Genomic DNA, 24,368 nt, shown 5'->3' with positions numbered 1-24,368 from the left:
CCTAGATAGTAGATGCTTTGCGCTCCCCCTCCCGTCTGAGGCAGAGCGCAAAGCATCTACTATCTAGGTGGACGACGTTTACTCCATTTCCGCCCACGGCGCATCTTTCGCGCTCTGCATGTCAGCCGGAACGGCCAGATCCTGGAAGCAGACGGCGGCACTGCACGCCACTCAGCGGTCAGTGGATCTCGCCAACCGCCTTTCCAGGCTGTTCGGCATCGACCCAACCCATCACCGCGTCAAGATCGACGCCCTTGCGAGTCGACCACTCAACCAAATTGGCGGGCCGGTAGCTTGACGAGTGGCGATACCGCTCGAAGACCGAGCCATCAATCGTCTCATTGACATTGATGTACGTCGCATCCGGGTCCCGGCCGGGAGGGGATGCAATGGGCCGAAGATGCCTCTTGCTGAGGATGGCGTAGGAGCCGCGCATGAACTCCCGGTAAGAGTCTGAAATCGGAGCGTCGAGGGCCCCGTCGTCCACCTCGATGTCGCTCCTGAACGCGAGACCGTGGGACCGGGCCTTTTCGATGATCCAGCTGAGAGGAGCCTGTGCAAGCAGATCATTCGGGTATCCGCCGCCCACATTACCGTGGGCGCCAGCAAACCAACGCTGCTCGACACTGCTGTAGGGACGCGGCGGTGCGATCACCGCCTGGGGATCGGTAGGGATTCTCTTCGTCCATAACGTCGGCATGAAGCTGTTGCGATGCTCATCGAGGGCAAGGGCGTGAAACGCATTCTCGATTGGCACCCTCAAGCCCGTGTCCAGAAATCGGAAACTGGTCCGACTGATGCCTTCCCAGCTGAACGCGGGAATGCCGAGCGCGCCGACAGTGTCCCAGACGGCCACCAGCTTGATCGGCACGCGGCGGGAGTATTTCAGCATCCAGCGTTCTTCCAGGGCAGAGGCCTTCAGCGGGCCTGCGACCAAGTCGTCATGAAGCTTCCACACGGTCAGCGCGTCGCGTCGGCGGTACCGGGCGAACAACTGGTTGACGCTTAACGGGGCACCCGGCCTCAACAGGCCACACTTGGTGATAAAGCCTGTCAGAGAACGCGCAGTGAAGGCGCCACGGCTGAAGCCGAACACGAAGATGTCGTCACCATCGTTGTAGTTTTCGACCAGCCACTCATAGGCATCAAGGATATTCCTGAGCAGCCCCTTCCCAAAGGCTCCGCCAATGACTCCGTTCACCCCGATATCATAGTAGGCGAGCTGGGCTGGGTTTCCGGTGTCTTTCGTTGAACACAGGGCGCGCAAGCGCCAGACATTGGTGTTGTCCGACACGGAATTCCAGGTTCCATCAAGGAAAACCGCCAGCCGCTTCTTACCCGGTCCCGCTGCCGATAATGATTCCATTTCGCTTCCTTGAAAAGGAAGACAGACCACGACATATGGCGGCTGTCCAGCGGTCCTAAGTCAGCGCCCTCCGGAGATTCTGTCCGGTTGCTAAGAAGGTGGGGTAACGCGGCCACAGATGGTGACAAAGGCTGAACTGCCCCAAGCGGCACGAGGCGCGAACAAGATCGAGTAGTCGCGGCTGCTGGTCGTGGGCCGGCCGATGGTGATCATGGACACGCCGACGTAGCTCCCGGTCTTGAAGCGGCCGATGAATTCGACAGGCATCGCCTATGTAGCGGAAGCACCCGTCGCGCCGGTCGAGCTTGAACCTCAGTGTCGGGTTCGGTTGCGTTGGTTCTTCCTGGGCCCTTGCCGGAGCAGATATGAGAATGGCGGCGCCGACAGCCCAGAGCAGCGGCCATTTGGAGGCACTATGGCGCATCACTTGGTCTCGGGGTCGGGCTCACCAAAGGTCTTCACGAAGATGGCCTTGCCAGTGCCTGAAATTTGCTTCTGGATGTCCCAGTCGAGCTTGCTGTCCCTGATGTAGAGACTGAGGGTACAAATCTCGCCGCGGCAGGCACTTGGCGTTGAGGACTGCTTGTCCTGGATAGAATATGAGGCGATATATCCAACGATAACGTCCTTGCAGTCCGTGTCGGGTAAGCGGCAAGGCGGCGCGTTTGACACTTTGCTACTTAAGGAGTTCCGGTGCATAGGATTTGACGCGTGCCATCGTGAGGGCCCGACCATGTCGCACCAAAACCTCATGCTCTTCGGCCTCCAATCTCTTTAAATCTGTTGCCACCAGCGAGGCGAAAGCGGCGTCGCCAGGCCGTTCCTCGCCTACCCGGCTGTCGATTGAAAACCAGATGGGTTTCGGGCCCTTTTTCGCGTCGTACGACAATTGCAGACGAGCAAATTGAAGACCTCTTACCTGCTCCATCATGATGTTGATCGCCTCCTTGAGCACGATTGTCCCGGACTCCGTCGGATGAGGGGACACGGCGAACGGCTTGCCGCCATCACTTACAAAACACACATCGACGGGATTGCGCCGCGCTCGCATCAACGGGTTCACGCCCAGATTATCGTAAATGCCTCCATCGCTCAGCGTCGCGTATTCGCTCAGGGAATTGGGATAGATGTCGGCATTGAGCCGTAGCGGGGGAAACACGGGCGGGAAAGCCGAGGATGCTGCCACGGCCAAGCTGATTGGATAGTTACTCGCATTCGCGGTGCCGCTCTCGTGCTCCCCCATCGTTTCTCCAGCGTCTTCTCCGGGCGCCAATGCCTTGCCTGCAACAAAGAAAAACATGTTGCCGGTGGCCAGGTTGGTGGCGTTGAGATAGATTCGTGGACCATCTCTGAGAGCGGATAGCCGTGCACCCGCGAACAGATCCCGATCGTAGCTTGCGCCAAGCTTCTCCAGGCGTGTTTCGAAGGGGTCCAGGATACCTCCGATGATCGAAGAGACGGCGATCGACTTTGTCAGCAGATAGTCCGAAAGGCCCTTCAGCACATCCTGTTTGCCCCAATTCAGCGCCAAGTAGGCGCCTGCCACGCTCCCGCCGCTCACGCAGCTGATGAGATCAAGCTTGTCGAGTAAGTCGAGTTCCTGGAGAGCCGTAAACGTCCCTACATGGAACGCGGCAGCACGAAACCCGCCCCCCGAGAGCGCAATTCCAAGTTTCTTGGTTTCGCCGTTGATTAGAACGACCATCGTATACCCCCCATTGAGAATTCCCCGCCGACCCGAGCAGCTGGCATCATGAAAGGTCGAACGTCATCTCAACAAAAAGATCGCTGTGTTCGATCTTGACCGGCCGCTTTGCTGACGTCGGGTTGTTTCGGAAAGCTCGTTTTTCGACGGTTGGATTACCGTCGCCCTGAACGATGCGTCCCTTGGTCTTTTCCTGCAACGCCTTGTAAAGCTCCTCGAACGGCATCCTCCACCCGCTTCCAGGTTCCGCTCGACCCTTACCTTGAATGGCCGCGACCGCCTCTACGACCGGTATCGCGGCTACTAGTCGTGGGTCGACCATGCGCTCCAGACCGAGCGCTTTGACCGTGGCATTATGACTCCCATGGTGTCCGACCTTGTAAAAGGTTGTCCGGCGCAACAGGTCCTCTGCGGTGACAGGTTTGCCCGAGGACATAGTCTTCGCGGCGGGAGGATAGGTCTGGTCATTCCAAGACAGCCAATTCCCCACCTGGGCGTCTCCGGGAAACAGCAATACCTGGCCATCGGGGAGTTCAAACGCCAGTGCCAGGCTGGTGTTGTTTGTATCCGAATCCATCTTCAGGGCCAAAGCTTCGATGGAGCCTGTCCAGTCGCTGTCAATCCTACGCCACTTTTCGGCCGGAGCGTCATACAGTTTGCGGACCCCCGACTTGGTCGCCTTCTTGCGACGGGTTTTCTCTTTCAGGGGTCTTTGGTAAACGGCCGAGAAAGGCAGGACTGTGTCGGTTCGATTGGCAAGAAGCGAGAGCTGGGCATTTACTGTGCTTTCCGCCGCCGCGGCGGCGTCCAGACGCGTCAGATATACCTCCTTCGCCTGTCCCTTGGATGGGGTGTCTTTTCGCAGCAAAACTTCATCTCGAGGCGGGCCAAGAACAAAGGCCTTGATATTGAACTCGTCGAGGTCAATGACCTGTCCAGGCTCAAGATAAGATGTTGAATCGGCACCAGCTTTATCCTTCAGCATTTGCATGATTTCGGCCGTCCCGAAGACGCCCGATGCACCTAGCCCGTTTATGGCGACTGGCCCGGCGAAAGCGGCAAGCGCCGCTGCCGTTCGCAAGCCGGGATGCGCATCGCCTTGCGCCAGCGTGGCCGCCGCCGCCAAAGCCTGCTTTCCCTTCGAAAATCGTGCCCTTAGGACCTGAGCCTGCGGATCTTTCAGGTTTTCGGTCCAAGCCATCCAAAGCCGGCCGATGGAAACCGCACCGTCAAGGAATGCGCCTTTTTCGAACGCAAACCCGGACAGATGGTCGTAGTGCTCGTGGGTTATGACCAGCAGGTCGATCCGGTTGCCGACGGTCTTCAGGACGTCTTTCGCGATCGCTGAAATGCGGGCCGGGCCTGCCTCAACTTCGGACAGGCGCTTTTTACCGATCCGGTTCACGACCTTCGGGTCAAGTTTGGCGATCAGATCGGCTCCAGCGGCAACGTTCTGGAGGACCCCACAATCTATAAGTATGGATCGCTCCAACTCCGCGCCGCCGTCGTCCAACGTGGTGCGAATGAGGAAGCAATCGCCCAAGATGCCGCGATACATCCTGATCCTCAAGAGCTTCAATATCCCCACACCTAACCTCCCCGGTGCACCAGAGCGAACGGTTCGTCCAACGCAGTGCCGGTCGATCCCCCTTGCAGTCCATAACCGAACGCAGTCGAGCCGAAGCGGTAACCCGCAAGGAAATCGCGTTGTTGCTCCAGCCGGGCATCGTCACTAATTCGCTTTCGGACTGCGTAACGCAGGTGACCCTCCCGAAGGTCGAAGATGAGTGTGGCACCACCGCGGAACACAAAGTCCGCGCCCGACGGGTTATCGCCGTGCTTGTCTTGAAGCTCCTGTTCGTTCTGATCGTAGAAGCCGCGCCGCTGCTGTACAATTTCAATGATAAGTTGGCGGAGATCCTGGCCGTCGGGTCCTGTTCGCCGGGAGGTTCTTACAGAATGAATTTCCACGGGCGGAGCAAATCCCTTCGGGTCCCCTGGCCGGCTCAGTATCGTCTCGCGGTCGTCATACGAGATCAAACCTCGTCGGAAGACTACTCCGCACACCTCTTGCCATGGCTTATCCTCGGTGGTCCGAAAGCTCTCCGATCCCAGGATCCACCAATGCACGCTCTCCGCGTTCTCCTCAGCGGCCTTGATTGCCGTCGTCCGATCGAATTTTGGCTCCAAATCCAGGTCCAAATCGTCATAATCGGCCGCCAGATGATGGACCGGCGCCTCCCACAACAAACTGTCGACAGCCAAAGAGAGACAGCCCTCCGGGATGATACCGCGCCGCCGAAACCCTTCTATGATGGCGAGCCGATAATTAAGCACGTCATCGGGCACCAGGTCATAGTCCGCCGTTATGATTGCCCGGAGAAAATCGCCAAAGCGGACGTCTACTGGCGGCAGGTAGTCGAGGGCGCGGATGCACATTCGCATCACGTGTTCCGCCGCCTTGCTCGCCTCCCGGGTTAATCGTTTGACCAGGTCTGGATGGAGGTTCTGGTCGGGACCAATGCCGGGTCTGATGCCGGCGATTCTGAGCAGATCAGCGGTGCGGTTCTCATAGATCGACAGAAAAGCATCGAAAACGGCCGCCACCAGGACCGCGCCGCGTTCGTGAGGCTCCGTCATGTCGTCGCGCAAGATCACGGGCGCAGCGCCACTGTGATCGTCAATCGCCTCGCGAAGGGCTCCGTCCCGGCCGGTAGCCTCGCCGAACTGCCGGGCGAGGCCGCTGAGGAGGGAGCGGTTGTCGAGGCTACCGCCGTCTTTCGCAATCTGGGCGCTGACTGCTTCCTCAAGCGAAAAATGTGAGAACAGAGCGACGATATCGGCAAAGGCTTCGTGGAACGCCAAGCTGTCTACGCTGGTCGGTTCAGCAAACCGCCGGTGAAGTCCATCCAGGATAGCATGCGTGACCTCGTGAACGATGATGTCATGCGAAAGCGCGGTAAACACCCATTTGGCGCCGGCGCTGTGCGCGGACGTCTGAAAATAGCCGAACAGGAGGGCCTTCTTTTCCCGGCTGTAATAAGCATTGGGCTCGCGAAGGGCATGGGGATAGATACGCAATTTATAGACCGGCTCGTATTTTCGCCCGTTGGGAACGCGACGCGGAGCCCAGAAGACTCTCCTGCCAAGCGCCCGTTCGAAAGTTCGAATAGTCTTCATTGCAACGGCGAACACCATCTGCTGGTGAAAGCGGGGATCGCCTTCCGAGGGGGCCAAGCCGTCCTGAGCCAGGAGGTAGGGGTGATTGAGGTCCACCGGCTCATAAAATTGGCCGCTGACCGGATCGATATCAATAACTTCAAGGTAGTCATTGATGGGGCCGGGCTGAATTTCTTCCTCCCAGCTCTGCTCCCAAGGTATTTTAATTGTTGCAACATTAACGCCTGCAGTCGCAGCCGACGTAGAAGCCTGCGGGTCGAAGGCATAGACCCGCAACCGGCGAACAGGCGGAGCCGTATATTGCCCCGACATGGCATTTCCCCCATCCCTAGTATTTCAAACACTACCGATTGAAATACTTACCGAGATTACACCCTCACTCTATTAGAAACATGCTCGAAACATCGGGTCAATGGCCGGCGCGCTTACAGGCATAAAAAACGGAAAATGTTCTTGCCGTATCGGAATAACCGGAGCACTCGATCACCAGACCCTGCCGGTTTACTTTCTGAAGAACGGTCGCTTTCGGGTCGTCATCACCGGGCTAGCGCGTCGCCGCCCGTCCGCACACTTCTTCTAAACCGTTCGCACTCCTGGGCTGACCTGTAGCATCCCATCTGAACGCTTGTTCAGGACGTTCAAGCCGCTTTATCAATCCCCGAAACCGCAGGCATCGTCTTCCCTAGCTGCTCCGTCGGCGGGTGACGCAGCAAGGCCGTTGATTGCTGGATCAAGGCAAGCCTGGCCACCGGGAGACGACGTAGGGGGGTCATGGCTGAGTTATCGAGTCCGTCGACATCTCAACTGTCAGAAGATGAGCGCGCCAGGATCTCAGACAATCAGCGGCGCGCCAGGCGTGAAAGGGGAAAATGGGGCGATGGCTCAGATCTTATAGTCGGTTTGATCGCCAGTATCCTGATTTTTGGATGCCTCTTTATGTTCGCCAAGAACTACGATGCGAGTAGGCCTGAACTGTTTTACCCATGTCTCCTCAGCGGCACCCTCGGGGCATCCCTTGGATGGGCAGCCGGAATATTCATATCACCTTACGGGGATGGTGAACGCGAAGCGTTTGCCAGCTTAGGAAAGCTCGTTTACGGATTTCTGAGCGGATACGCGTTCAGCAAAATCGATCCTCTGGTCATCGCCCTCCTGAAGCCGGAAGCGGCCGCGACTTCCAGCCCTGCCCTCATCTATGCGACAGTTGCGCTGGTGGCGTTTCTCACAAGCCTTGCACTCACCTACATAAGCCGCTCGTATTGGCGTTAAATGGCGATCCCTCCCGGCGTCACATTTTCCGAGGTGGGCGACATAGCGTTCGTTCATCAACATGATTGGTTGAGCCGGCTGATTGTTATCGGGCAGAAAGCGCTTGGAAGGCACGGGGCCCGATTCTCCCATGTTATGGTCTGTGTCGGTTCCGGGATTTGGGCCGATGCAACGCCAGAAAGCGGCGTGATGATTGCCGCCGAGTCAGCTATTTTCGACAGCTTAGCTCCCGGAGAGTTCCGCATCCTACGTCGACCCTCCATACTTCCGAGAGCGAGGCCAAAGCCGTCATTCAAGAACGCGTTGGACGCCCTCCAGCACGAAATCAGCAAGCAAAGTGCTTGGTTTTATGACTTCTTCTATTTTTGCTATCAGCGATATGACTACCTGCTGGGTTTTTCGCAATACGCGGCAAGTCGAACGTCATTTTGCTCAGATTTGGTCGAGAAGATCTATGCTCGCCGTGCCCCCGGATTGTTACAGGCCGGACGGCGCAACCGCATCTTCCCACAGGACTTATTTGCGATGGCTACAGACGCGAAATTTGATGACATAACTCAAGCGTTTTCCGAAGGCCGCCGGACATTCCCCTCTACCACGGACAAAGAGCGGGTTAAGCACATGCTGAACGTCATGGAATTTCGCCTGGGTGCGGCTTTGGACAACATCGCGGCGCTCGAACAGGGTGAAAGAATAAGGGTCGTTACCAGCAAAATGCCTGGAGGGGATCGTTTACCCCAGACCCCAATCGGTGAATCATTTGGCCCCGCCGAGCAACTCACCTGGAGTACAAAAGCGGCTGCAGTTGCGGCCCGAAAAAGGGTGCAAAAGCTAAAATTAAGGTGGTGAAGCTAAATCCATGGAGCACAAATGGCCCCATGCAGATTAGCCTACCTTGGCATCACGACACGGGCGACGGCATCGCCGACACGGATTCATTGACGCCGTGACGGAAGAAGACAAACCCAGTGTAACGGTCACCCTCAACGGCGACGGCGTGATCGCGCCGGCGCTTCAGGCCATCCGCTTGGCGACTGAAATGGTGGCCGTATGCACGTCAGCGATCGAGGCTACAGATCTCAACGATCTACCTCGGGACGGGTTTTCCGGGCTGAGCTTCGTGCCTCACGCCGATCAAGCCAAGGCCAAGCTAGCTTATCGCGCGTGGATATTGGGGAAGGCGTTTCAGGAACTGGCCAGGGGGCTGAGGGCTACGCTCGAGCAAGCCTACATCTACACGCTTGGTTTGAGGGAAGGACGCAAGGTCGAGACCTGGGGCGAGTTCGAGGACATTTATCTCGCGGCGGAAAAGAAGGCGTCGAGTCTCAATTTTCCAGATTTGCTGCTGGCCGTGCAGGCGCAATTGGCGACGAAGCTCGATTTCTTTGAGGAGTACCGCTCGCTTCAGAGGGCTCGGAACTGTCTGGAACATCGCAATGGCGTTGTAGGTCATATTGACTGCGACGAAGGCGCGGGGGCCCTTAGCCTGAAGTTGCCCCGTTTGAAATGTTCTACCGTCAGCGACGGGGAAGAGATCGAGGTTCACAAGAACCAGTACTTTGAAAAGGGCGCGACGATCAAAATCAAAAGAGACTTGCGTATTCGTGTCTTCGCCTTGGGGGAAACGGTCTCTTTCACCGCGGAGGAATTCAGCGAGATCGCCATGGCGCTTCGCTTGTTCGTCGCCGACATTGCGCCGAAGCTGCCGATTTAGACCACCGGAATGGCGGTGGGTTGTCGGAGTGCATGCCTGCGAGATGGGCCATTCGAACTGGCACTGTGTTCTCCGGATTCCTATATCTAACCGGCGCTATCCCATGGGGACCATGACTGATGAGTGACGATTCTCCCGACTCTCCCAAGCCCATCAAGCTTGAGGACCTTAAGGTAAGCACCGGCAGTGGTGCCAAGCCATTGAGCGAGATTGCAAAAACACTTGCAGGTATTGGGTCACACGTAAATCCTGCTAAAAACTTGGCCATCCGCCTGCAGGAACAGCAAGACAAGTTCAGTGATTTGCTCCGGCCCTCGAAGGAGGCGGAGGCGCTTCGGAAGCGCTTTGAATCGCTCACACAGCCGTCGCCTGCAATGAGGTCCATACTGGATCAGGTGGAAGGCCAAAGGCGACTGCTCGATTCAATCTCGAAGCCGGATGCCGGGGGGCTATTGACCGAGCGAGCTATTTCGGCCCCTAGAATGCCGGATTTCCAGATGCCCAGAAACCCCATTCTGGACACGAATGCGCAGCTGGCAGAAATCGAACGGAAGTTTGAAAGCATGCTGGATGTCATGACAAACGCCGCGCGGATCGGCAACGATATTCAAGCCCAGGCAACGACCTTTATAGGAAAGTTCGAAGAGGCCTCCAGCCAGACCGACAGTTCAGCCAAAAAAGCAATTCTTGTCGGCGTATTTGCGCTCGTGATCGCCACGCTGAGTCCCTTCGCCCCGATGGTCGTTGATTACTTTTCGCCAAATCGCACCGTTCCGGCGATCGAGGCTCTCACGCGGGAGGTGGTTTCTGCCGATCGGGCGGCTAGCGCTGACAACCAGAAACTAATTGAGGCGCTCAAGGAGCGCGACGATCAGGCGACCGGAAGAATTGTCGAGGAAGTTCGCCGCAGGCAGGACGAAACGAATGCCATTCTGCGGGAGCTCATTGAGACCCTGAAAGATCGCAATGTGCCTGCCAACCCCTGAGAACCGGGCTCTGGCGCAAGAGTAGCTCTATGCGAACAGCTCACGGTCTCGGATCTTGAACGGGTCTGTATAGTCCTCAGCCCACCATGGGTCTTCACCGGCCGTAGGCGCCTTTTGCAAGGACGATGTCTTTTTGGCCTCTGCAGCGTCTTCCTGGGTGACGCGGAAATGGTAGTCGTCGAAGATGCGTATCCCTTCGACCATATACGATGTCGCAATTTTTTGGTCGCGGATGAGGAGCAGGTTCTCTCCGTTCTGAAGGTCAGCGGGCTTGCTGAAGTTGTAAGAACCGGTCCACACGCGGGCGTCAGGTGTGTTGAAATCGATTACCAGAAACTTGTGGTGCAGATTTGGCCCGATGCCGGTGTAAGGTTCGACCTTAAACGGCGTCGGCACGTGTTTGTTGAGGCGAGCGAAATAGACGGGTGCAGTGTTGCCATTGGGCTTATGAACGGTGACACCGGTGTTGTTGTCGGAAATGCCGTAGGTGAAACCGGGCTGTTGGTAGCCGCTTCCACGGCGTCGGTTACAGCACCGCCTGTGATGCTCAGGAAAGCCAGGGAATAGAGGAGGCAGGCCTGGGCCTTTTCGACATCCTGGCCGATTTCCGCAAGGCGGGCACGGGCTGTGTCATGGGGAGAAAAGGTGATGCTGGCATCAATGCCCGCCAAGCCGAGCGGATGCCAGTCGGGTGAGGGACCGTTGGCGAACCCATCCTTTTTCCAATAGGCCTCGAACGCAGCCTTGAGGGGGGCGACGGCTTGAGCGCCCGTTAACAGCAAGGCGTTGTTCGATTGAACATAGAGCCCGCGCCAGCTGAAGTTTGTCGAACCGCAGACGGCGCGCGGGACGGCCGCATCCACGATAATCATCTTATTATGTTGGAGACCTCCCATCCGTTCCCGCTTGACGTTGTCCTCGCCAGCGGAAGCCTTGAGCAGTGTCTCGGACTGGGTCTCACCACTTGTCTTGAGCCCATGCTTATCGCTGTCGTCGATGATCATCCTGAGGCGCGGACCGAGCGCGAACAGGCGGTCCATGATTTCGCTTTCGCTCATGTCGTAGGCGACCATGCTGACCGTTGCGGCAGGATCGGCTACTGCTGCATCCAAAAGCGCAAAGATCTCTTTTCGGGCCTCCAGTCCCATCCATTCGTAGGCATCGTCCGCGTCCGGATGCGTCGGCTTGAACGTGGTGCCCTGAGCGACGCGGGCGGGCAGCAATGTTTTGAGCGGCCCGCGAGCCTGATATTTGTCCACGAAAGCCTGGGAAGCCACATCTGGTGGCGCTGCCGTCCGACGTTTCCATGCTAGGGCACACATGCGACGGTGAAGCTTGCGCCTCAAACGTGGCCTGTGCGCAGCTGGAGCTTCACCGACCTGGCCCTCGACCGAGCAACGTGAAGCGCGACTTGCGTTCTCGGGTCCCGCTACCATATGTAAAAAGACATACCTGCCATGCATCGCCGCCTGCGGCGTTTTGGTCCGATTGGCCTGTTGACAACTTGCCAAATAATCGTACCCTCAGTGCAACGCGCTGCACGAACGTATTTACTTCATTTTAACGCTGTGCCATAAAAAAGGCAGACGGTGATTCCACCGCCTGCCTTCTGTTTGTGCGTACCTGCGGACGTGGCGCCGTAAGACTGCCCAGACCACAGGTCCGTACCGTTGCAAGTCGGTTCTAGTGCCCCAAGGCTCCATTGACAAGCCACAGGCTAGTTGCCGGCGGCGCGCGCACACGGAAATGATCCGTTGCGTGCCCGTTCCGGCCAACCATAGGAACCGACACAGATGCCTGCAAAACTGACCTTTTCCCCGTGGGCAACGGGGACATGGCGCTGATCAACCTCGACAACAAGCGAAATCGGGCTTGTAGTAGATGATTGCGGCCGCGGCGGCGATGGTCAGCAGATTGAGCACGATGCCATAGGGCTTCAGCGCCAGGAGATTGCGGTAATAGCCGTAGGCGATGTTCTCGTTGAAAAGAATCCGAAATTTCTCGGTGTCGCGGGTGTTCTCGCGCAGCCAGTTGTAGCACTGCACATAGAACGCAGCCGCTTCGTCGGGGTCCTCGACTTCCATGTCGCGCGTCGGCGCCGGCTGCTCGAGCTGCTTGGCGAGGAATTTGCGGTAGCGGTCCTTGGTCCGCTCGTCGAGTGTCTTATCCAGGTGGTTCAGTTCGCGATTTTCCGGTCTCCCGCCGGTCGTCGCGAACAGCTGTCTCTCCTTCCTCTTGCCCAGGCGGCGGGCCACATTCGAGGCAGCGAAGAACAGGACCATGACGGCGAGACCGATGATGGCCTCGGGGAGGCTCGGCTGAACCCAGTTGAAGGCCAGCACAATCAGGACAATGACCGGGGCAATCGCCAGAGCTGCCGGCGCGAGGCGCGCCTTGATGGAGTAGGCGTCGAGGTAATCGTTCATGGCGCGTCCTGATGCATGATGGCATGGTACGTGGCTGGAGTGGCAATGAGAAAGGATGGCCGGCGGCGCTCGCTCCACGGCGACCTGCTTGGCCGTCTTGCGGTCGGTGGGCGAGGGACCTTGTTCGGCGAGGTGGCTGTGCCAGGTACCCACATCAAGCAGCGAGCGGCCGCTTTCCTCGAAACGGGCATCGATCCGATTCTTCATGCCCTTCGTTCCAAGCACGAACAGCGTCGGCGTCCTCACGCTGTCTTCTGGCGCCTCGATCAGGTCGACCACCGTGACAGTCTTCATGAGAGAACTGCAGGAGCCGATCAGAAGGCCTCCCGTCTCGACATTGGGAAACCGCGCGGTCTCTTCGCGGATCATGCCGGCGACGTGCGACGACAGACGCAAAGTCCATTCGCTGCCCTCGACCGGGATTTCCAGGAATTTTGACACGGAGAGGCGGCGCCAACTTGTCGATGGGCTATCGGGCTCTGCCACCCCCACGACCAGTTCTCCGCCATCGGCATTGGCGCCGGCGAGGCGCATGAGTTCCTCGGTGGCCATGGCGGTCATCGCCGAAAGGCGCGCGTCGGTCATCGGCATAGTCATGGAGCCGCAGCCTTCCCCGATCTGAATTTGCGTCAGCCCGAACTCGGGATCGAACAACAATGTCCGTTCATAAGGCGTCACGGTCGCGGACAGCACCGCCTGCAGGTCGGCGAGGCTCGGATTGCGGTTGCTTCCCTTATGAAATACGAAACCGCCACGGCCGCGCCCGAAAAGGGCGATCTCCGCCATGCGTGCCGGCAGCTCGGCAGGGCTCACCATTGACAGGGCATCGCGCACCAGGCTCGATGCGGTCGTGTTGAGCAGCGTGCCGGTCCCGGGCGGCGAAATCAGCAGGCGATTGTCCGCACGCTTCAGGCCCCTAACCACGTCAATCAGATGGGCTTCCGGTTTCTGCCCGAGCAGGGCCAGCTCGTCAGACAGTTCAAACGCCTTCGGCCACGGCAGGGGTGGCCGCACGAGCGCGTGCCGGGCCATGTTGTGGGGCCGCAGCTCGTTGCTGTCGGAGACGGCCAAGATCTGGGCGCCGGCACGGGCCAGATGCAGAGCGGTTTTCGATCCGACGCTGCCGCAGCCAACCAGGCTGAATGGCGGATAAGAGGGAGCTGCCGACACGGCGCGGAGAAGCGCGGGCGTCGTGCGACCCAGTTGCTCCATGGCAACGGCGGCTCTCGCGTTGGGCCCTTCGAACAGCGAGGCCCGCTTCTGCGGAGCCGTGATTTCAATCAAGAAGCAACTCGATCGTCGACGCCCGCCCGATCAGCCGAAAAGGTCGCCGCACGCCAAACAAAACGGCGATCGGGAAGGTCGCGTCATCGGTTTTGCCCGCCCAGCGCCGCTGGAGCCTGTCGAGGAATTTCGCAAACTCAACGCCGCAGCCGAAGGCCTCAGCGCGTTGTGCCAAGTCGTCAAGGTTCGCTACCGTCTCAGGCAGCACCGCACTTGTGATGGCGCCATTTGGCGGCCAGATCAGCACCGTCGCGGTGATGCCGCTGTAGCGTCCTTCGCTTTCGGCCTCAAAGGGGAAAGCAGACATGTTGCCGACGGCAGCGGCAAATTCATTGTGCGCCGAGAGGGTGTAGGACCTTTTGCCAGCGAGATCCTTGCCCTTCATGAATTTGGTAGCAAGCCATACCGAGCCGGACTTGTCGGTGATCTGGCTTCGGGCGAAGTCCGCATCGATAATAAGCCGGTCCGGCAGGCCTTGGCGCATCACGGGTTCCCAGCCATGATCCGGATCCATCAAGGTGCCAATTGCTGCGCGACCGAGCCAAACGCCCATCTGGTTGACGATGGCCCCGATGCCGAGTTCGATCAGGCCGTGCTGATTGAAATATTCGTCCTGGTTGCCATCCACAAGACAGGGGGTTGGACACACGTTTTCCGAGCCGGGCGTCAGATGGTGCAGGTTGCGCGGAAAGCCCTTGCGCAGGGTGAAGGTGGGGCACCGCCACGGGTAGTCAGCGCCAAGCAGGACCTCAACGCGTTCGACCGGCAGGACGCCGTTAGGGGCGGTGCCCTTGGCGTGCCAGTGCGTTGGCATCTCCACGGCCAGATCAAGGAACAGGGTCGCCACGTCGTCACCGACGGCGATCAGGCCACAGCGCTGGCATTGCGGAATCTCTGTTGCGACACGCAGAAAGTGTTCCGCGTGCCGCTTCATGTCTGCCGAGGCCATGGCTCAGCCGTGGGATCTGGGCGTCGTCGTCACTCCGGTCACGCCGGCGATCGAGGCGGCCTTTTTCGGGGTCAGCGCCAGCTGCTTGGATGTGCCGACGCCGGTGATGTTGAACTCGACCGGCCCGTCGTGCTCATCGGCATACTCGGTCGTGCAGATGAAGCGTTCGGCCGAGGTGATCGAGACATATTCCCGCTTGGCCCGCTCATGAGGCGGGTTGTCGTCGTCCTTTTTGATGGGCTTGCAGGAGGCGACGATGATGGCGCCGTCACGGGTCTGGGAGAGTGCGTTCCTGGCGTCCTCGGACACCTTGACCTTCTCGCCCATCTCGGACCAGCGGTCGTGGCTCAGGGTGCGCCAGGAGCAGTGGTGCGGCGTCTCCATGACATCGTAGCTGAGCCAGTCCTTGTTACTGTCCTTGTGGCGCTGCCACAGCCGGTCCCAGATGGAGACGTCCGCGTCGCCACCGGTCAGGAAGCGGCAGCGGTCGGCCACGCCGTCGCCGGCGATGGAGAACCGCACGATCGCCGAGGAGTTGTTCTTCTCGAGGACTTCGATCAGCTCCTTGTCGTCTTCGTCGACGTACATCGGCGCCAGCAGGCGGCCTTCGAACTGGCCCGTGTTCACGCGGTCAGCTGCGGTCAGCAGGCCGTCCTGCTTGACCGGGATGTCCGTGAGATCATCGGTCTTGCCGTCTTTATCCTCACCGAGGATCAGGATGCGGTCGCCTGAACCGGTGCCGGTCAGGCCCTTCTCTTTGAACAGCGCGACCCGGCGCCGCGCTTCGGTGGCCCACGCCTTGGCCTCGTCGCAGAGCTTGTGCTGCTTGCTGGCGCGCCGGAACACGATCGGCGACGACCACATTTCGCGGATCAGGATGAGGTTCTCGTCACCCTCCGGGAAATCCTCGGGCGGGCCGAGGTGGAAATGCGTCGTGAGCCCGGTCACGTGGTCGGAATCCGGGTGCGAGAGCAGGAAGGCGTCGACGTAGAGCCGGCCCTTGTCGTCGCGGGAGAGGCGCCTCTTGAGATCCTGGGCAACGTCGTAGGTGTCGTCCTCGGGATCGTCGGCGGCGGCGCGGATGTTGATGTCGACGAGGATCGTTTGCCGAGCTAACCCATGGAAAGCTTGCGGCCCTCGGCATCCTCGCCGCCGTGCATGCGGGCTACCTGATCTTCGGCGTCACCAAGCGAGCCACGCTTGACGCCTCGAAGGCATATGCCCGCCAACTCACCCTCAGCTGCGAGACGCTGATGGTGCAGATGAAATCGGCCTGAGCTGCAACGTTCCCTGTGGCGCGCACGAGTGTCGCCAAGCTGTACAGGTTCAGGTTTTTGAGCCAAGCTGGTGCGGAAATTGAAAGCCTGCCCGTGACCGACCGCGAAATCCACCTTTACCTCGATGACAGCGGCAGCCGTGAGCCAGACCGAGAGCCCAGAGAGAAGCGCCGGGACGAAATGGATTATTTCGCCCTCGGCGGCATCCTCATCAACGAGGAAGACGTCGATGAGCTCTATGCCCGCCACAAGGCCTTCTGCCAGAAGCACGGCATCACCTACCCGCTCCACTCCTGGGCGATCCGGGGCGGCCGTGGCGACTTCGGCTGGCTGAAGAAGCCGGAGTCCGCTTTTGAATTCCTGGGAGACTTGCAGGGGATGCTGCTTGGGCTGCCCGTGATCGGCATCGCCGCGGTCATCGACCGACCGGGCTATGTTGCCCGCTACCGCGACCGGTACCGGGACCAGCTCTGGTTCATGTGCAAGACCGCCTACTGCATCCTGATCGAGCGCGCCGCCAAATATGCCCGCAGCCAGGACCGCAAGCTGCGCGTGTTCTTCGAGCGCGCCGGCAAAGCCGAGGACCGCGACCTGGTGGCCTACACGCGGATCCTGAAGACGCAGGGGATGCCGTTCGACGGCGCCAACTCCGCCAGCTACGGGTCGTTAACTGCCGAGGAGTTCAGGGACATCGTGCGCGGGGAGCCCCGCGGCAGAACCAAAGCCACGCCGATGTTGCAGATCGCCGATCTCTACCTCTATCCGATGGCCAAGGGCGGCTATGACCCGTCCTACCGGCCCTACAGGGCCCTGATGGACCACAAGCGTCTCATCGACGCGCACCTGCAGCCCGAGGACCTGGCATCCTGCGGCATCAAATACAGCTGCTTTGAACGGATAAAAAACAAAGACCCGGACTAGCCGGGCCTTCGTTTTGAAAAGTTCGGCTGGCGCCTGGCGCCAACCCCGGAGCGATGCTCACGCCCAAAGTATGGGTATTGACGCTCTCTTTGTCAACACCCCGGGTGAACCTCTGGTCGGGGGGTCCCTATCTTATCACTTGCATATAGCACGGTTCGTCTGATCGGCACTTCATATTATCAAGTCCTCTTCTTTGGGTGCAGCGCGGTTCCCCGGCCCCTGAATCCAGGGACATAGGCCGGGCGAACCTTGAAACACCCTCCCCCTGAATGCAGAACCGTCCCCAATGCCCTTGCGTCATCACGGGAAACCACCATATCTAGGCGCAGTTCATCACAGGGAGCCTCAGATGGCCCAGCCAGAAACCGCCAAGGCAGACGTCGGCAAGCTACGCACCAACGAGAAGAAGTGGACCAAGGCACTCATGGCCACGGGCTGGAGCGCTTTCCCCAACATCATCATCGAGAAGCAGCAGGCTCTCGGCCTCGATGCGCTCGACATGAACATCATCATCCACCTGGTCCAGTACTGGTGGCTGCCCGACAACCTTCCCCACCCCTCGGTCGAAACCATCGCCAAGGCGATCGGGGTGACGCCCCGCACCATTCAGAAACGCATTGCCGCCCTCGAGGCCCTTAAACTTCTTGGCCGGGAGGAACGGCGCAACACGCCCAATGGCAGCATGACGAACCGCTATCATTTCGATGGCCTGATCGAGGCCGCCAAGCCGTTTGCGCTGGAAAAGGCCGCCGAGATCAAGAAGGCGGCCGAGGAGAGATCGAACCGGTTGAAGCGTAAGAAGCCGCAGCTGGTCGTGGACAACGATGCATAGGCAGATCGTGGCGTAGCTCAGAGGATAGAGCGCCTCGCTTTCGACCTGGGTGGTGCGTGACACCGCTATCTAGGGGCGAGGAGGTCCCAGGTTCAAGTCCTGCCGTCACGTCCAAGGCCCACCGGGAGTCGTGCCATGCACGGAGAATCTCAATCGAACGGCGTCATATCGGTCGGGGGCACTTCGACTTGAGACTCCAGAACACCAAAATCAACTGGACTGCATGATCCCAGAATCGGAAGGCGCCACCCCGTTCGGTATTTTCCTGCTCGCCGACTCCTTTTTGCAGGCCGCGAAGGCCGTTGATGCCGGTCGCCGCGGTCTGACGTCGGGACCGACCAGGTTGCTTTGCTACCATGCGTGCGAACTCTTCCTGAAATGCTACCTCCGCAGCGCGGGCCGAGACATTGAGGCTTTGCGGGCCTTGGGGCACAATCTGCACGAGATGGCTGTGGCCGCTCAAGGTTCAGGCCTGGTCCTGCCTGCCAGAACTGTCAGCCAAGCCAAAACTCTGGCCGACAAGAACGATTATGTGCGTGTGCGCTATATGGTGGTTGAAAAGCCCGGAGACATCCGACCGGAAGTTCTGCTGGCGATGACTGAAAGCATCCGAGAGAGCGTCAGGCTGGCGCTCGGCATGGATCCGCTCGGCAACCCACACCCTTAAGCGCGCCGCCCCAGCGAACTATTCTTTTCGTCAGGCCCCGCTTTTTTCGGTGTCTCGCCCACGAAGACGCCCGGTCGGTCCATGCGAAGGAGTACGGCGCAAGGGAATACGCCGATTGGCGCCTCCGGACTGACGAATTCCAGGCCGACCTGCACCGCCGTGGCGTGCCGTCAGGCCGATCGCCTGGTAGCCCGGCGTTTGTCCGCTTCCGTAGGCAATCTCTGCTACAGTTCTCCCATGTCCCTGTTCTCCCATCTCGATCCGTATCTGCTCAACCCAGCCAACGATCCACTGGTGTTCGACGCCACGCTGGCAGGCCACGGGAGCTACACGACGGAACATTTCGTCTTGCGCCTCAGTCCCCGCGCCCATGAGCTTGTCGACGCGCTCACCCAGCGCGACACCGAGGGTCATGACGCAGCCGAACTGTACCAAGCCTACTCGACCTATCTGCACGAAACCGTGCATTGGTGGCAGCACATGGGGTCCACTGCGGGACTCATCCTCAGCCTGGCGTACCCGGCGCAAATCTATGGCAGCATGACGTCTCTTCAGACCTTTGCGCGGGGCGCCGGCGTCGCCAAACCTGTAAAGGCTTGGGCGCACAGGGCGATGCTCGACGGTCGGACGCACTCTGATCCGGTGCTCGCCGCCGCCAATATTGCCGTCAACAACGCGCTCGACATCAAGTTCTACAAGCAACTTGCCTGGTCGCCGAAGTCGATCCTCTCGCTGGAGCAAACGCCCTATTTTCAGAGCGTCGGGCACAGCTACCTCAAAACCTATGGTGAGATCGTCCACGCGATCAACGGGTCCTGTGACTTCGCGGAAGGGCAATTTCCCGACCCCGGTCGCTGGGATGCACAATTCCTCAAACTTCAACTCAGCCGGATTGAAGGCTTCCATCGCGGTGCGCGCCCACCTTACGCCGACATCGGCATCCAGCAGATATTCGAAGGCCAGGCCCGCTTTTGCCAAATTCAGTATTTGGCATCGTCAGGCGGTCCCGAGCTGCTTCAGACGTATCGCGAGCAAGGCTACTTTGCGCCCGTCTATGTCGACTCGTTTGAACTGTTCCTGGTGCTTACTGGGACAGAATGGCCCGAACGGTATGACAGCCCGATCGTCGGCCTGTTTCTGCTGATCTGCGATCTGGCAATCAACCCGACGAGGGGGTTTCCGCTCGACATCGAGTTCTTCGAGGACTTTATCCGCGACGTTGATCCTGGCGCGCGCTTCACAAGACTTTGCCTGGCCGCAGCCGAAACCCCCGAGCTCGCCCAGGCGGTGCAAAATTTCTCCGCTCAGGAGTATGAGCACGTCGCGGCGCGACTGAGCGAGCGATGCGGATACGATGATCCGCGGACGGGACTTGCTGCCGTGGTCGGGCTGCTCGGCGACAAGGGCCCTGTCGATGCCCTGATGGAGGAGCATCGTACGTTCAACTATGCCGGTGTGAACATGCCTGTCCGGGTCCTGGTCTCGCACTTCATCGCTTTTTGCCGAGACAAGCAGCGCAGTCCCGAATTTTTCTGTTGGCCGGGCATCTGGATGGCGGGAGACAACTTCAACCCTGAGGCCGGATCGCTGTTCGTCACCCATCTGTCCCTCTTCCAGGACAGAGGTGACACCGAGCAGATCTTTCCTCGCGCCGTGCGCGGCCGGAGCCCCGAAAACATCAAGAAACTGGTCAACACCTTCTTTGGCGGAATGCTCGTGTTCGATCTCGCCCTGCAATGGGTCCTCGAGCCGGGACCTTTCCGCTACGATTTCAAATGGCTTACCGGGAAATCCGAAAATGCTGCACTGATCGCCTTGGCGAGCGACAGTTCGCGCAGTACTACGGCCCGGATCCTGACACCTGCACTCTGATCGACTCGCCTGTTCCCTGAGGGTCCCGACGAGCGCCTAGCCACATGCCGGAGGTGCAGGCACCGGCCGGCATGCCAGCCGTGGGGGGTGTGACGCGCCCCCGTCCTGACCCAAGTAACGACATGCGAGATGGCGATGCTTGCCTTTCACCGTGTCTTACGTACAATGTCCGTACGATATGGATTCGGTACGGACTTGATTGGAGGTAGAAATGGTGAAAACCGAGCGATTCGAGCTCAGGCTCGATGAAAGCACGATTGACCGGATCGATGCTTGGCGGGGAGAGCAGCGTGACCTCCCTTCGCGGGCAGAGGCCATCCGCACCTTGGTGTATACTGGGCTTGAGGCTGGTCGGCGCAAGGCCTTCCGGCCGACCAGCTCTGAAAAACTGATCATGTGGATGCTAGCCGAAGTCCTGCGCCAGCATAAAGGCTACGAGGACATGAAGTCAGTCGAGTTGATTCAGAGCGCCATCTACGGAGGCCATTTCTGGGGCCTGGAATGGGAAATGTCGGGCATCTTTCACGATGAGGTCGACGACCCCGAGGCGCTCGACTTCGTGGTCGACACGATGGCGATGTGGCGAGCCATTGAATGGGGATATGAGAAGCTCAGTCCCGAAGACAGGCAGCGCGTCGAGGACCAGGTGAAGTACTGGGGGAAAAACCCCAAGTTTGACGGCTTCGACGGGAACGAAGAGGGACGCTACATGTCGATGGCCAAATTCATGGTCGAAAAGCTCGGGCGCTTTGAGGAGTTCAGGGACAGATCCCTGAACGCTCACGCCAACACGGTGTCGACTTATCGCGAGATGCTGCAGAAATATGCCGAAATCGAGGCCCGCCGCGGTTCGCCGGCATACAGGCGTGCCGGCCAGTTGCTCAACGCCGACGAGCTCATCGAGCTCCTCAAGCTCCGGTAGCGAATGGTGCAGAGTCGCTGGCCACGATAAGCTCGGGTCGGCGTGGAATCGTCAGTTTGCGGACCGTTCCAAAACTGCCTTTAGATTATTCAAAATGGCGCGCCGCATCTCCTCGGCGCCCAGGCCCACAACGTCGCCAAGCATGCGAACGGCCTCGTCCACGCCGCCCGGCGTGACGGGGGAACCATCTACCTCCACGAAGGGACCATCCGTCTCCGTGAGCAGCCGGTCGAGCGGCAAGGTCCCGAGGAGAGCCACTGACCGCTCGGACCTGAACATGGCCTGGTTGACGGAAAAATAGCACCCGAGAGCCGCAGCCCGCCGCGCGTCTGCGACCGATCCGCTGAACCAGTGCAGCACCACCTTGCCACTGCCCTTGGGAAGCAGCTCCTCGATGTGGTCGAGAACCTTCGACGCCGTGCGGACGCTATGCACGGAGAGGATCTTGTCCCCCGCCCTCTGGCAGGAGGTTAGAATACGCCTGAAGACGTCGACTTGACGATCGATCGAGCGGTAGTGTGCGGGGCTCGCATCGAGACCGACTTCGCCGACATACCTCGTCTCGGGCAACAGCGCCTCGAACAGGGGCAGTTCGGTCCAGCGCTGCTCGGCAAGATGCGGGTGAATGCCGAGCCCAATGCGCACAAACTCGGCGCCCTTTGCAAGGTTCATGTTCTGCCTGAACGCCTTCGGCGTCGTCGTCACCGCGAGCGTCGCCACCTTAGCCTCTTCGCAGGCTCTTATAGCCGCGGCCGGATCTGGATACAGGTCCAGGTGACAGTGGAAATCGACGAGGCGTGGTGCAGACATGCTCAGCTAGGCTTCGCCCTGACGGGTTCGAGGAAATGGGCCACTTCCTGCATCCCTCGCACGAAGACGTCAACATAGTCGTCAATCTCGGACGGCTCGTCGGTCAGCGGACCGGGGATGCGCGCGAGGGCCTTTGCGGCCCGCGGATTCCGCCGTAACCGCTCCGCCATCAGCTGAAACGACCTCACATGTTCGCCCTCGGCCTCGAGCGTATCGAGACGACGCGCCGCCAAATCCTTCACCACATAGGGTGTCGTATCCGACTCGTTCGCGTCCAGGCCGGCTGCCAGGGATGCTCTGCGGATCAGACAGGGGACGCACGTTCCGCAGTGCTGCGGTGGCAGGCCTCTGTAGCGGGCTTTCGCCGGCGAGGAACACGACATCGACGAGGGAATGGCCCGTCGCAACAGCGCCGGATCCTCGCAATCCCTGACCATCTGACCCTTGGTCACGTGGCGATAGGGGTTTTCCAGACGCCGGGCGATGCCAAGCCCCCGCATCAACTCGTTGAAGCGCGCCATGTAGAATGGGTGAGTGGTGCGGGTGCTGAGCGAACCGAGGCGGAGCGGGTCGAGGGGTACGTTGAGGCCGATCAGGCCGTTCTCGGGCACGCGGACCGGGGCGTCAGACGTCAGCCCCGAAGCCGCCAAAATGGCCAACGCGAAAAACAGGAAGGATCTCCCCCTCTGGCTGTTTTCCACCTCGCCGGTGTCGACATGGTTGCGGTCGAAGCCGAGGCGCGCCCGCAGGGACAACGGCTCGTTTGTTTTGTAATTCTTGCGCAGCAAGTCCAGCAGCAACGTCTGCGCCTTGCTCGTCTCCGAATCCCAGTAATGGCTCACCAGAAGCGGCTTCCCGCCCCCGGCCAGGAAATCCAACGCCCCGACGAGACTGTCCAGACCGCCGGAGAACAGACACACTTCGTCCGGCTCGGCGAGGCCCAGCGACGGCCGCGCCGTTGCGATCGTCGCAAAGGGTGCGGGCCGTGCCCTGAACACGATACGCCAATGGTCGCCCGTCAAGAACCTGAGAGTGCGGGCGAGCAACGCTCCCTGCGCCGCCCACAAGTCAGGCTCACGCACCGGCACCACTAGGTCCAGCTCCCGGGTCCAGCCGTCCTGTGCATTCGCGGAGCGCGAGACGCGGGTGTCGGCCGCGTTGACCATGGCGGCGACGATGACGAGGTCGATCGCGGTTTCCGTCCGCCGGAGACCGAGGTCGGCCAACGTCTGCAGCGCGTTGCCGATGCCGTAATCGAGCCGCTTGTTCGCGGCCACGAACTGGACCGTCACCGGCGTCGCGTCCGGCTGGACGACCGGCACGGCCCCGTTATCCGCCGCACCCAGGCGGCCGACAAACACGAAACGTCTCATGCGCTATCCCCCAGGATGCGGATCAGTTCGAAGGACTGCTCGTAGATGGCCTGGACGAAGGCCTCGACGCCCGCGTAGGGAACTGACGCCAGCGTGCCGCCCGCAGCCGCGAAGCGATCGCGGACGGTGCCCTGGATGAAGTCGTGCAGCGTCCTCTGAATGATCTCGACCGCGGCAACGTCGGTCGGGAGCCGTATGGACCTGCCCCCGATCTCGTTGAACAGCTTGGTCTCGATCGAGCGTGCGAGCGCACCGGTGAACACGGCGTCCAGCACGTCGGGCGTGGCGCCATCGAAAGGCAGATCTCCCGCCGCGCCGAGCTCGCCCACGGTCTCGAGCATCGCGTTCCTCGCAATGGCCTCATCAATCGTCCCGCCGTCAGGGCACAGGAGGTCCGTGAGGGCGAGGAAGACGTCGGCTATCGGGGCGCCGACGAGGCTCTGCAGGTTGAAGAACCGCAGAGCCGCAGCCGGGCCGTTCTGCGCCACCTGACCCAACAGCTGTCCCAGGCCAGTCATCACCCTGCGGGACGGCGCCATGGCACGGGCAGCGTTGCGTGCACCGCCCATGGCTCTGACGTACTTGCCGGCGGCGCGCCTCAGGTCCCTGCCGCCACCCCCGCGCGAGCGGGCCGCACGGGAGAAATCCGAGCGAGCGGAGCCGAGTGGCTTGCCCGCCGCCGGTGACGCCAGCGGGGGCAGCGGCTGTGGCACGGGAACCGGGTTCGGCGGTGTGCCCGACGGGGCAGGAACCGGAGTTGCTCCGGGCTGCCCCGGCGGGGCGGGCACGGGAAGCGGTGTCGGAAGGGGCGGGGC

The 24,368-nt window shown here is 60.1% G+C and carries 23 protein-coding genes and 1 tRNA gene; 12 read left to right on the top strand and 12 right to left on the bottom strand.

Going from position 1 to position 24,368, the window contains the following annotated elements:
• Positions 1–178: 178 nt before the first annotated feature.
• The 4 genes from EOA78_RS27300 to EOA78_RS27285 all read right to left on the bottom strand — a co-directional run bounded on the left by EOA78_RS27300 (position 179) and on the right by EOA78_RS27285 (position 6,563).
• Positions 179–1,366, bottom strand: coding sequence for a DUF2235 domain-containing protein (locus EOA78_RS27300; protein WP_091600486.1), 1,188 nt, complete (start codon positions 1,364–1,366; stop codon positions 179–181).
• A gap of 676 nt (positions 1,367–2,042) precedes the next feature.
• Positions 2,043–3,071: a patatin-like phospholipase family protein gene (locus EOA78_RS27295; protein WP_091600488.1), complete on the bottom strand. Its 1,029-nt coding sequence runs from the start codon at positions 3,069–3,071 to the stop codon at positions 2,043–2,045.
• A gap of 46 nt (positions 3,072–3,117) precedes the next feature.
• On the bottom strand, positions 3,118–4,629 hold the full coding sequence (locus tag EOA78_RS27290) for a hypothetical protein (RefSeq protein WP_126089952.1): 1,512 nt from the start codon (positions 4,627–4,629) through the stop codon (positions 3,118–3,120).
• Positions 4,630–4,661: 32 nt separating this feature from the next.
• Positions 4,662–6,563: a hypothetical protein gene (locus EOA78_RS27285; protein WP_091600490.1), complete on the bottom strand. Its 1,902-nt coding sequence runs from the start codon at positions 6,561–6,563 to the stop codon at positions 4,662–4,664.
• Between the two features lie 624 nt (positions 6,564–7,187).
• Here EOA78_RS27285 and EOA78_RS27280 point away from each other — a divergent pair.
• The 4 genes from EOA78_RS27280 (at position 7,188) to EOA78_RS27265 (ending at position 10,220) form a co-directional block, all read left to right on the top strand.
• Positions 7,188–7,520, top strand: a complete 333-nt coding sequence (locus EOA78_RS27280; protein ID WP_091600491.1) for a hypothetical protein — start codon at positions 7,188–7,190, stop codon at positions 7,518–7,520.
• Positions 7,521–8,369: a hypothetical protein gene (locus tag EOA78_RS27275; protein WP_091600492.1), complete on the top strand. Its 849-nt coding sequence runs from the start codon at positions 7,521–7,523 to the stop codon at positions 8,367–8,369.
• 97 nt (positions 8,370–8,466) lie between these two features.
• Entirely contained in the window at positions 8,467–9,234 is a 768-nt protein-coding gene (locus EOA78_RS27270; protein WP_091600493.1) for a hypothetical protein, read from the top strand.
• Between the two features lie 119 nt (positions 9,235–9,353).
• Positions 9,354–10,220, top strand: a complete 867-nt coding sequence (locus EOA78_RS27265; RefSeq protein ID WP_091600494.1) for a hypothetical protein — start codon at positions 9,354–9,356, stop codon at positions 10,218–10,220.
• A 27-nt stretch (positions 10,221–10,247) separates the two neighbouring features.
• Here EOA78_RS27265 and EOA78_RS27260 read toward each other — a convergent pair whose 3' ends face one another.
• The 5 genes from EOA78_RS27260 to EOA78_RS27240 form a co-directional block, all read right to left on the bottom strand.
• Positions 10,248–10,616 carry a phospholipase D-like domain-containing protein gene (locus tag EOA78_RS27260; RefSeq protein WP_164748213.1) on the bottom strand — a complete coding sequence of 123 codons (369 nt, stop codon included), beginning with the start codon at positions 10,614–10,616 and terminating at the stop codon, positions 10,248–10,250.
• Positions 10,547–11,479 carry a phospholipase D-like domain-containing protein gene (locus EOA78_RS27255; protein ID WP_164783962.1) on the bottom strand — a complete coding sequence of 311 codons (933 nt, stop codon included), beginning with the start codon at positions 11,477–11,479 and terminating at the stop codon, positions 10,547–10,549. Before EOA78_RS27255 ends, EOA78_RS27260 begins: the two co-directional genes overlap by 70 nt.
• Positions 11,480–12,064: 585 nt before the next feature.
• A complete protein-coding gene (locus tag EOA78_RS27250) occupies positions 12,065–13,930 on the bottom strand; it encodes a Mov34/MPN/PAD-1 family protein (protein WP_091600497.1) in 1,866 nt (621 codons plus the stop codon).
• A complete protein-coding gene (locus EOA78_RS27245) occupies positions 13,923–14,879 on the bottom strand; it encodes a hypothetical protein (RefSeq protein ID WP_091600498.1) in 957 nt (318 codons plus the stop codon). The genes EOA78_RS27250 and EOA78_RS27245 overlap by 8 nt, the downstream gene beginning before the upstream one ends.
• Before the next feature lie 3 nt (positions 14,880–14,882).
• On the bottom strand, positions 14,883–15,827 hold the full coding sequence (locus EOA78_RS27240; protein WP_189347894.1) for a hypothetical protein: 945 nt from the start codon (positions 15,825–15,827) through the stop codon (positions 14,883–14,885).
• On the opposite strand from EOA78_RS27240, the gene EOA78_RS36565 reads away from it, so the two are divergent.
• The 8 genes from EOA78_RS36565 to EOA78_RS27210 all read left to right on the top strand — a co-directional run bounded on the left by EOA78_RS36565 (position 15,828) and on the right by EOA78_RS27210 (position 21,370).
• A complete protein-coding gene (locus tag EOA78_RS36565; RefSeq protein WP_206533512.1) occupies positions 15,828–15,995 on the top strand; it encodes a hypothetical protein in 168 nt (55 codons plus the stop codon).
• A 38-nt stretch (positions 15,996–16,033) separates the two neighbouring features.
• The gene (locus EOA78_RS37785) at positions 16,034–16,156 is read left to right on the top strand and encodes a hypothetical protein (protein WP_268931439.1); all 123 of its coding nucleotides are present in this window, start codon (positions 16,034–16,036) and stop codon (positions 16,154–16,156) included.
• A 57-nt stretch (positions 16,157–16,213) separates the two neighbouring features.
• Positions 16,214–17,077: a DUF3800 domain-containing protein gene (locus tag EOA78_RS27235; RefSeq protein WP_236473432.1), complete on the top strand. Its 864-nt coding sequence runs from the start codon at positions 16,214–16,216 to the stop codon at positions 17,075–17,077.
• A 349-nt stretch (positions 17,078–17,426) separates the two neighbouring features.
• Positions 17,427–17,909, top strand: a complete 483-nt coding sequence (locus EOA78_RS27230) for a helix-turn-helix domain-containing protein (protein ID WP_091600499.1) — start codon at positions 17,427–17,429, stop codon at positions 17,907–17,909.
• A gap of 6 nt (positions 17,910–17,915) precedes the next feature.
• Positions 17,916–18,023, top strand: a tRNA-OTHER gene (locus tag EOA78_RS27225).
• 109 nt (positions 18,024–18,132) lie between these two features.
• Positions 18,133–18,576, top strand: a complete 444-nt coding sequence (locus tag EOA78_RS27220; RefSeq protein ID WP_091600259.1) for a hypothetical protein — start codon at positions 18,133–18,135, stop codon at positions 18,574–18,576.
• Positions 18,577–18,813: 237 nt separating this feature from the next.
• Positions 18,814–20,448 carry a hypothetical protein gene (locus EOA78_RS27215; RefSeq protein ID WP_091600258.1) on the top strand — a complete coding sequence of 545 codons (1,635 nt, stop codon included), beginning with the start codon at positions 18,814–18,816 and terminating at the stop codon, positions 20,446–20,448.
• Positions 20,449–20,659: 211 nt separating this feature from the next.
• Entirely contained in the window at positions 20,660–21,370 is a 711-nt protein-coding gene (locus EOA78_RS27210; RefSeq protein WP_091600257.1) for a YfbU family protein, read from the top strand.
• 51 nt (positions 21,371–21,421) lie between these two features.
• On the opposite strand, the gene qatD is transcribed toward EOA78_RS27210, so the two are convergent.
• The 3 genes from qatD to qatB are packed head-to-tail and all read right to left on the bottom strand — an operon-like array spanning position 21,422 to position 24,122.
• Positions 21,422–22,180 (bottom strand): Qat anti-phage system TatD family nuclease QatD, encoded by a 759-nt coding sequence (gene qatD / locus EOA78_RS27205; RefSeq protein WP_091600256.1) that lies wholly within the window; start codon positions 22,178–22,180, stop codon positions 21,422–21,424.
• A gap of 2 nt (positions 22,181–22,182) precedes the next feature.
• Positions 22,183–23,553, bottom strand: coding sequence for a Qat anti-phage system QueC-like protein QatC (gene qatC / locus EOA78_RS27200; protein ID WP_091600255.1), 1,371 nt, complete (start codon positions 23,551–23,553; stop codon positions 22,183–22,185).
• Entirely contained in the window at positions 23,550–24,122 is a 573-nt protein-coding gene (qatB, locus tag EOA78_RS27195) for a Qat anti-phage system associated protein QatB (RefSeq protein ID WP_126089958.1), read from the bottom strand. Before qatB ends, qatC begins: the two co-directional genes overlap by 4 nt.
• Positions 24,123–24,368 lie beyond the last annotated feature (246 nt).

It is taken from the genome of Mesorhizobium sp. M5C.F.Cr.IN.023.01.1.1 (assembly GCF_003997585.1).
Taxonomy (GTDB): domain Bacteria; phylum Pseudomonadota; class Alphaproteobacteria; order Rhizobiales; family Rhizobiaceae; genus Mesorhizobium; species Mesorhizobium wenxiniae.
The sequence above is the reverse complement of the archived record's forward strand: the minus strand, read 5'-3'. Positions and strand labels throughout refer to the sequence as shown.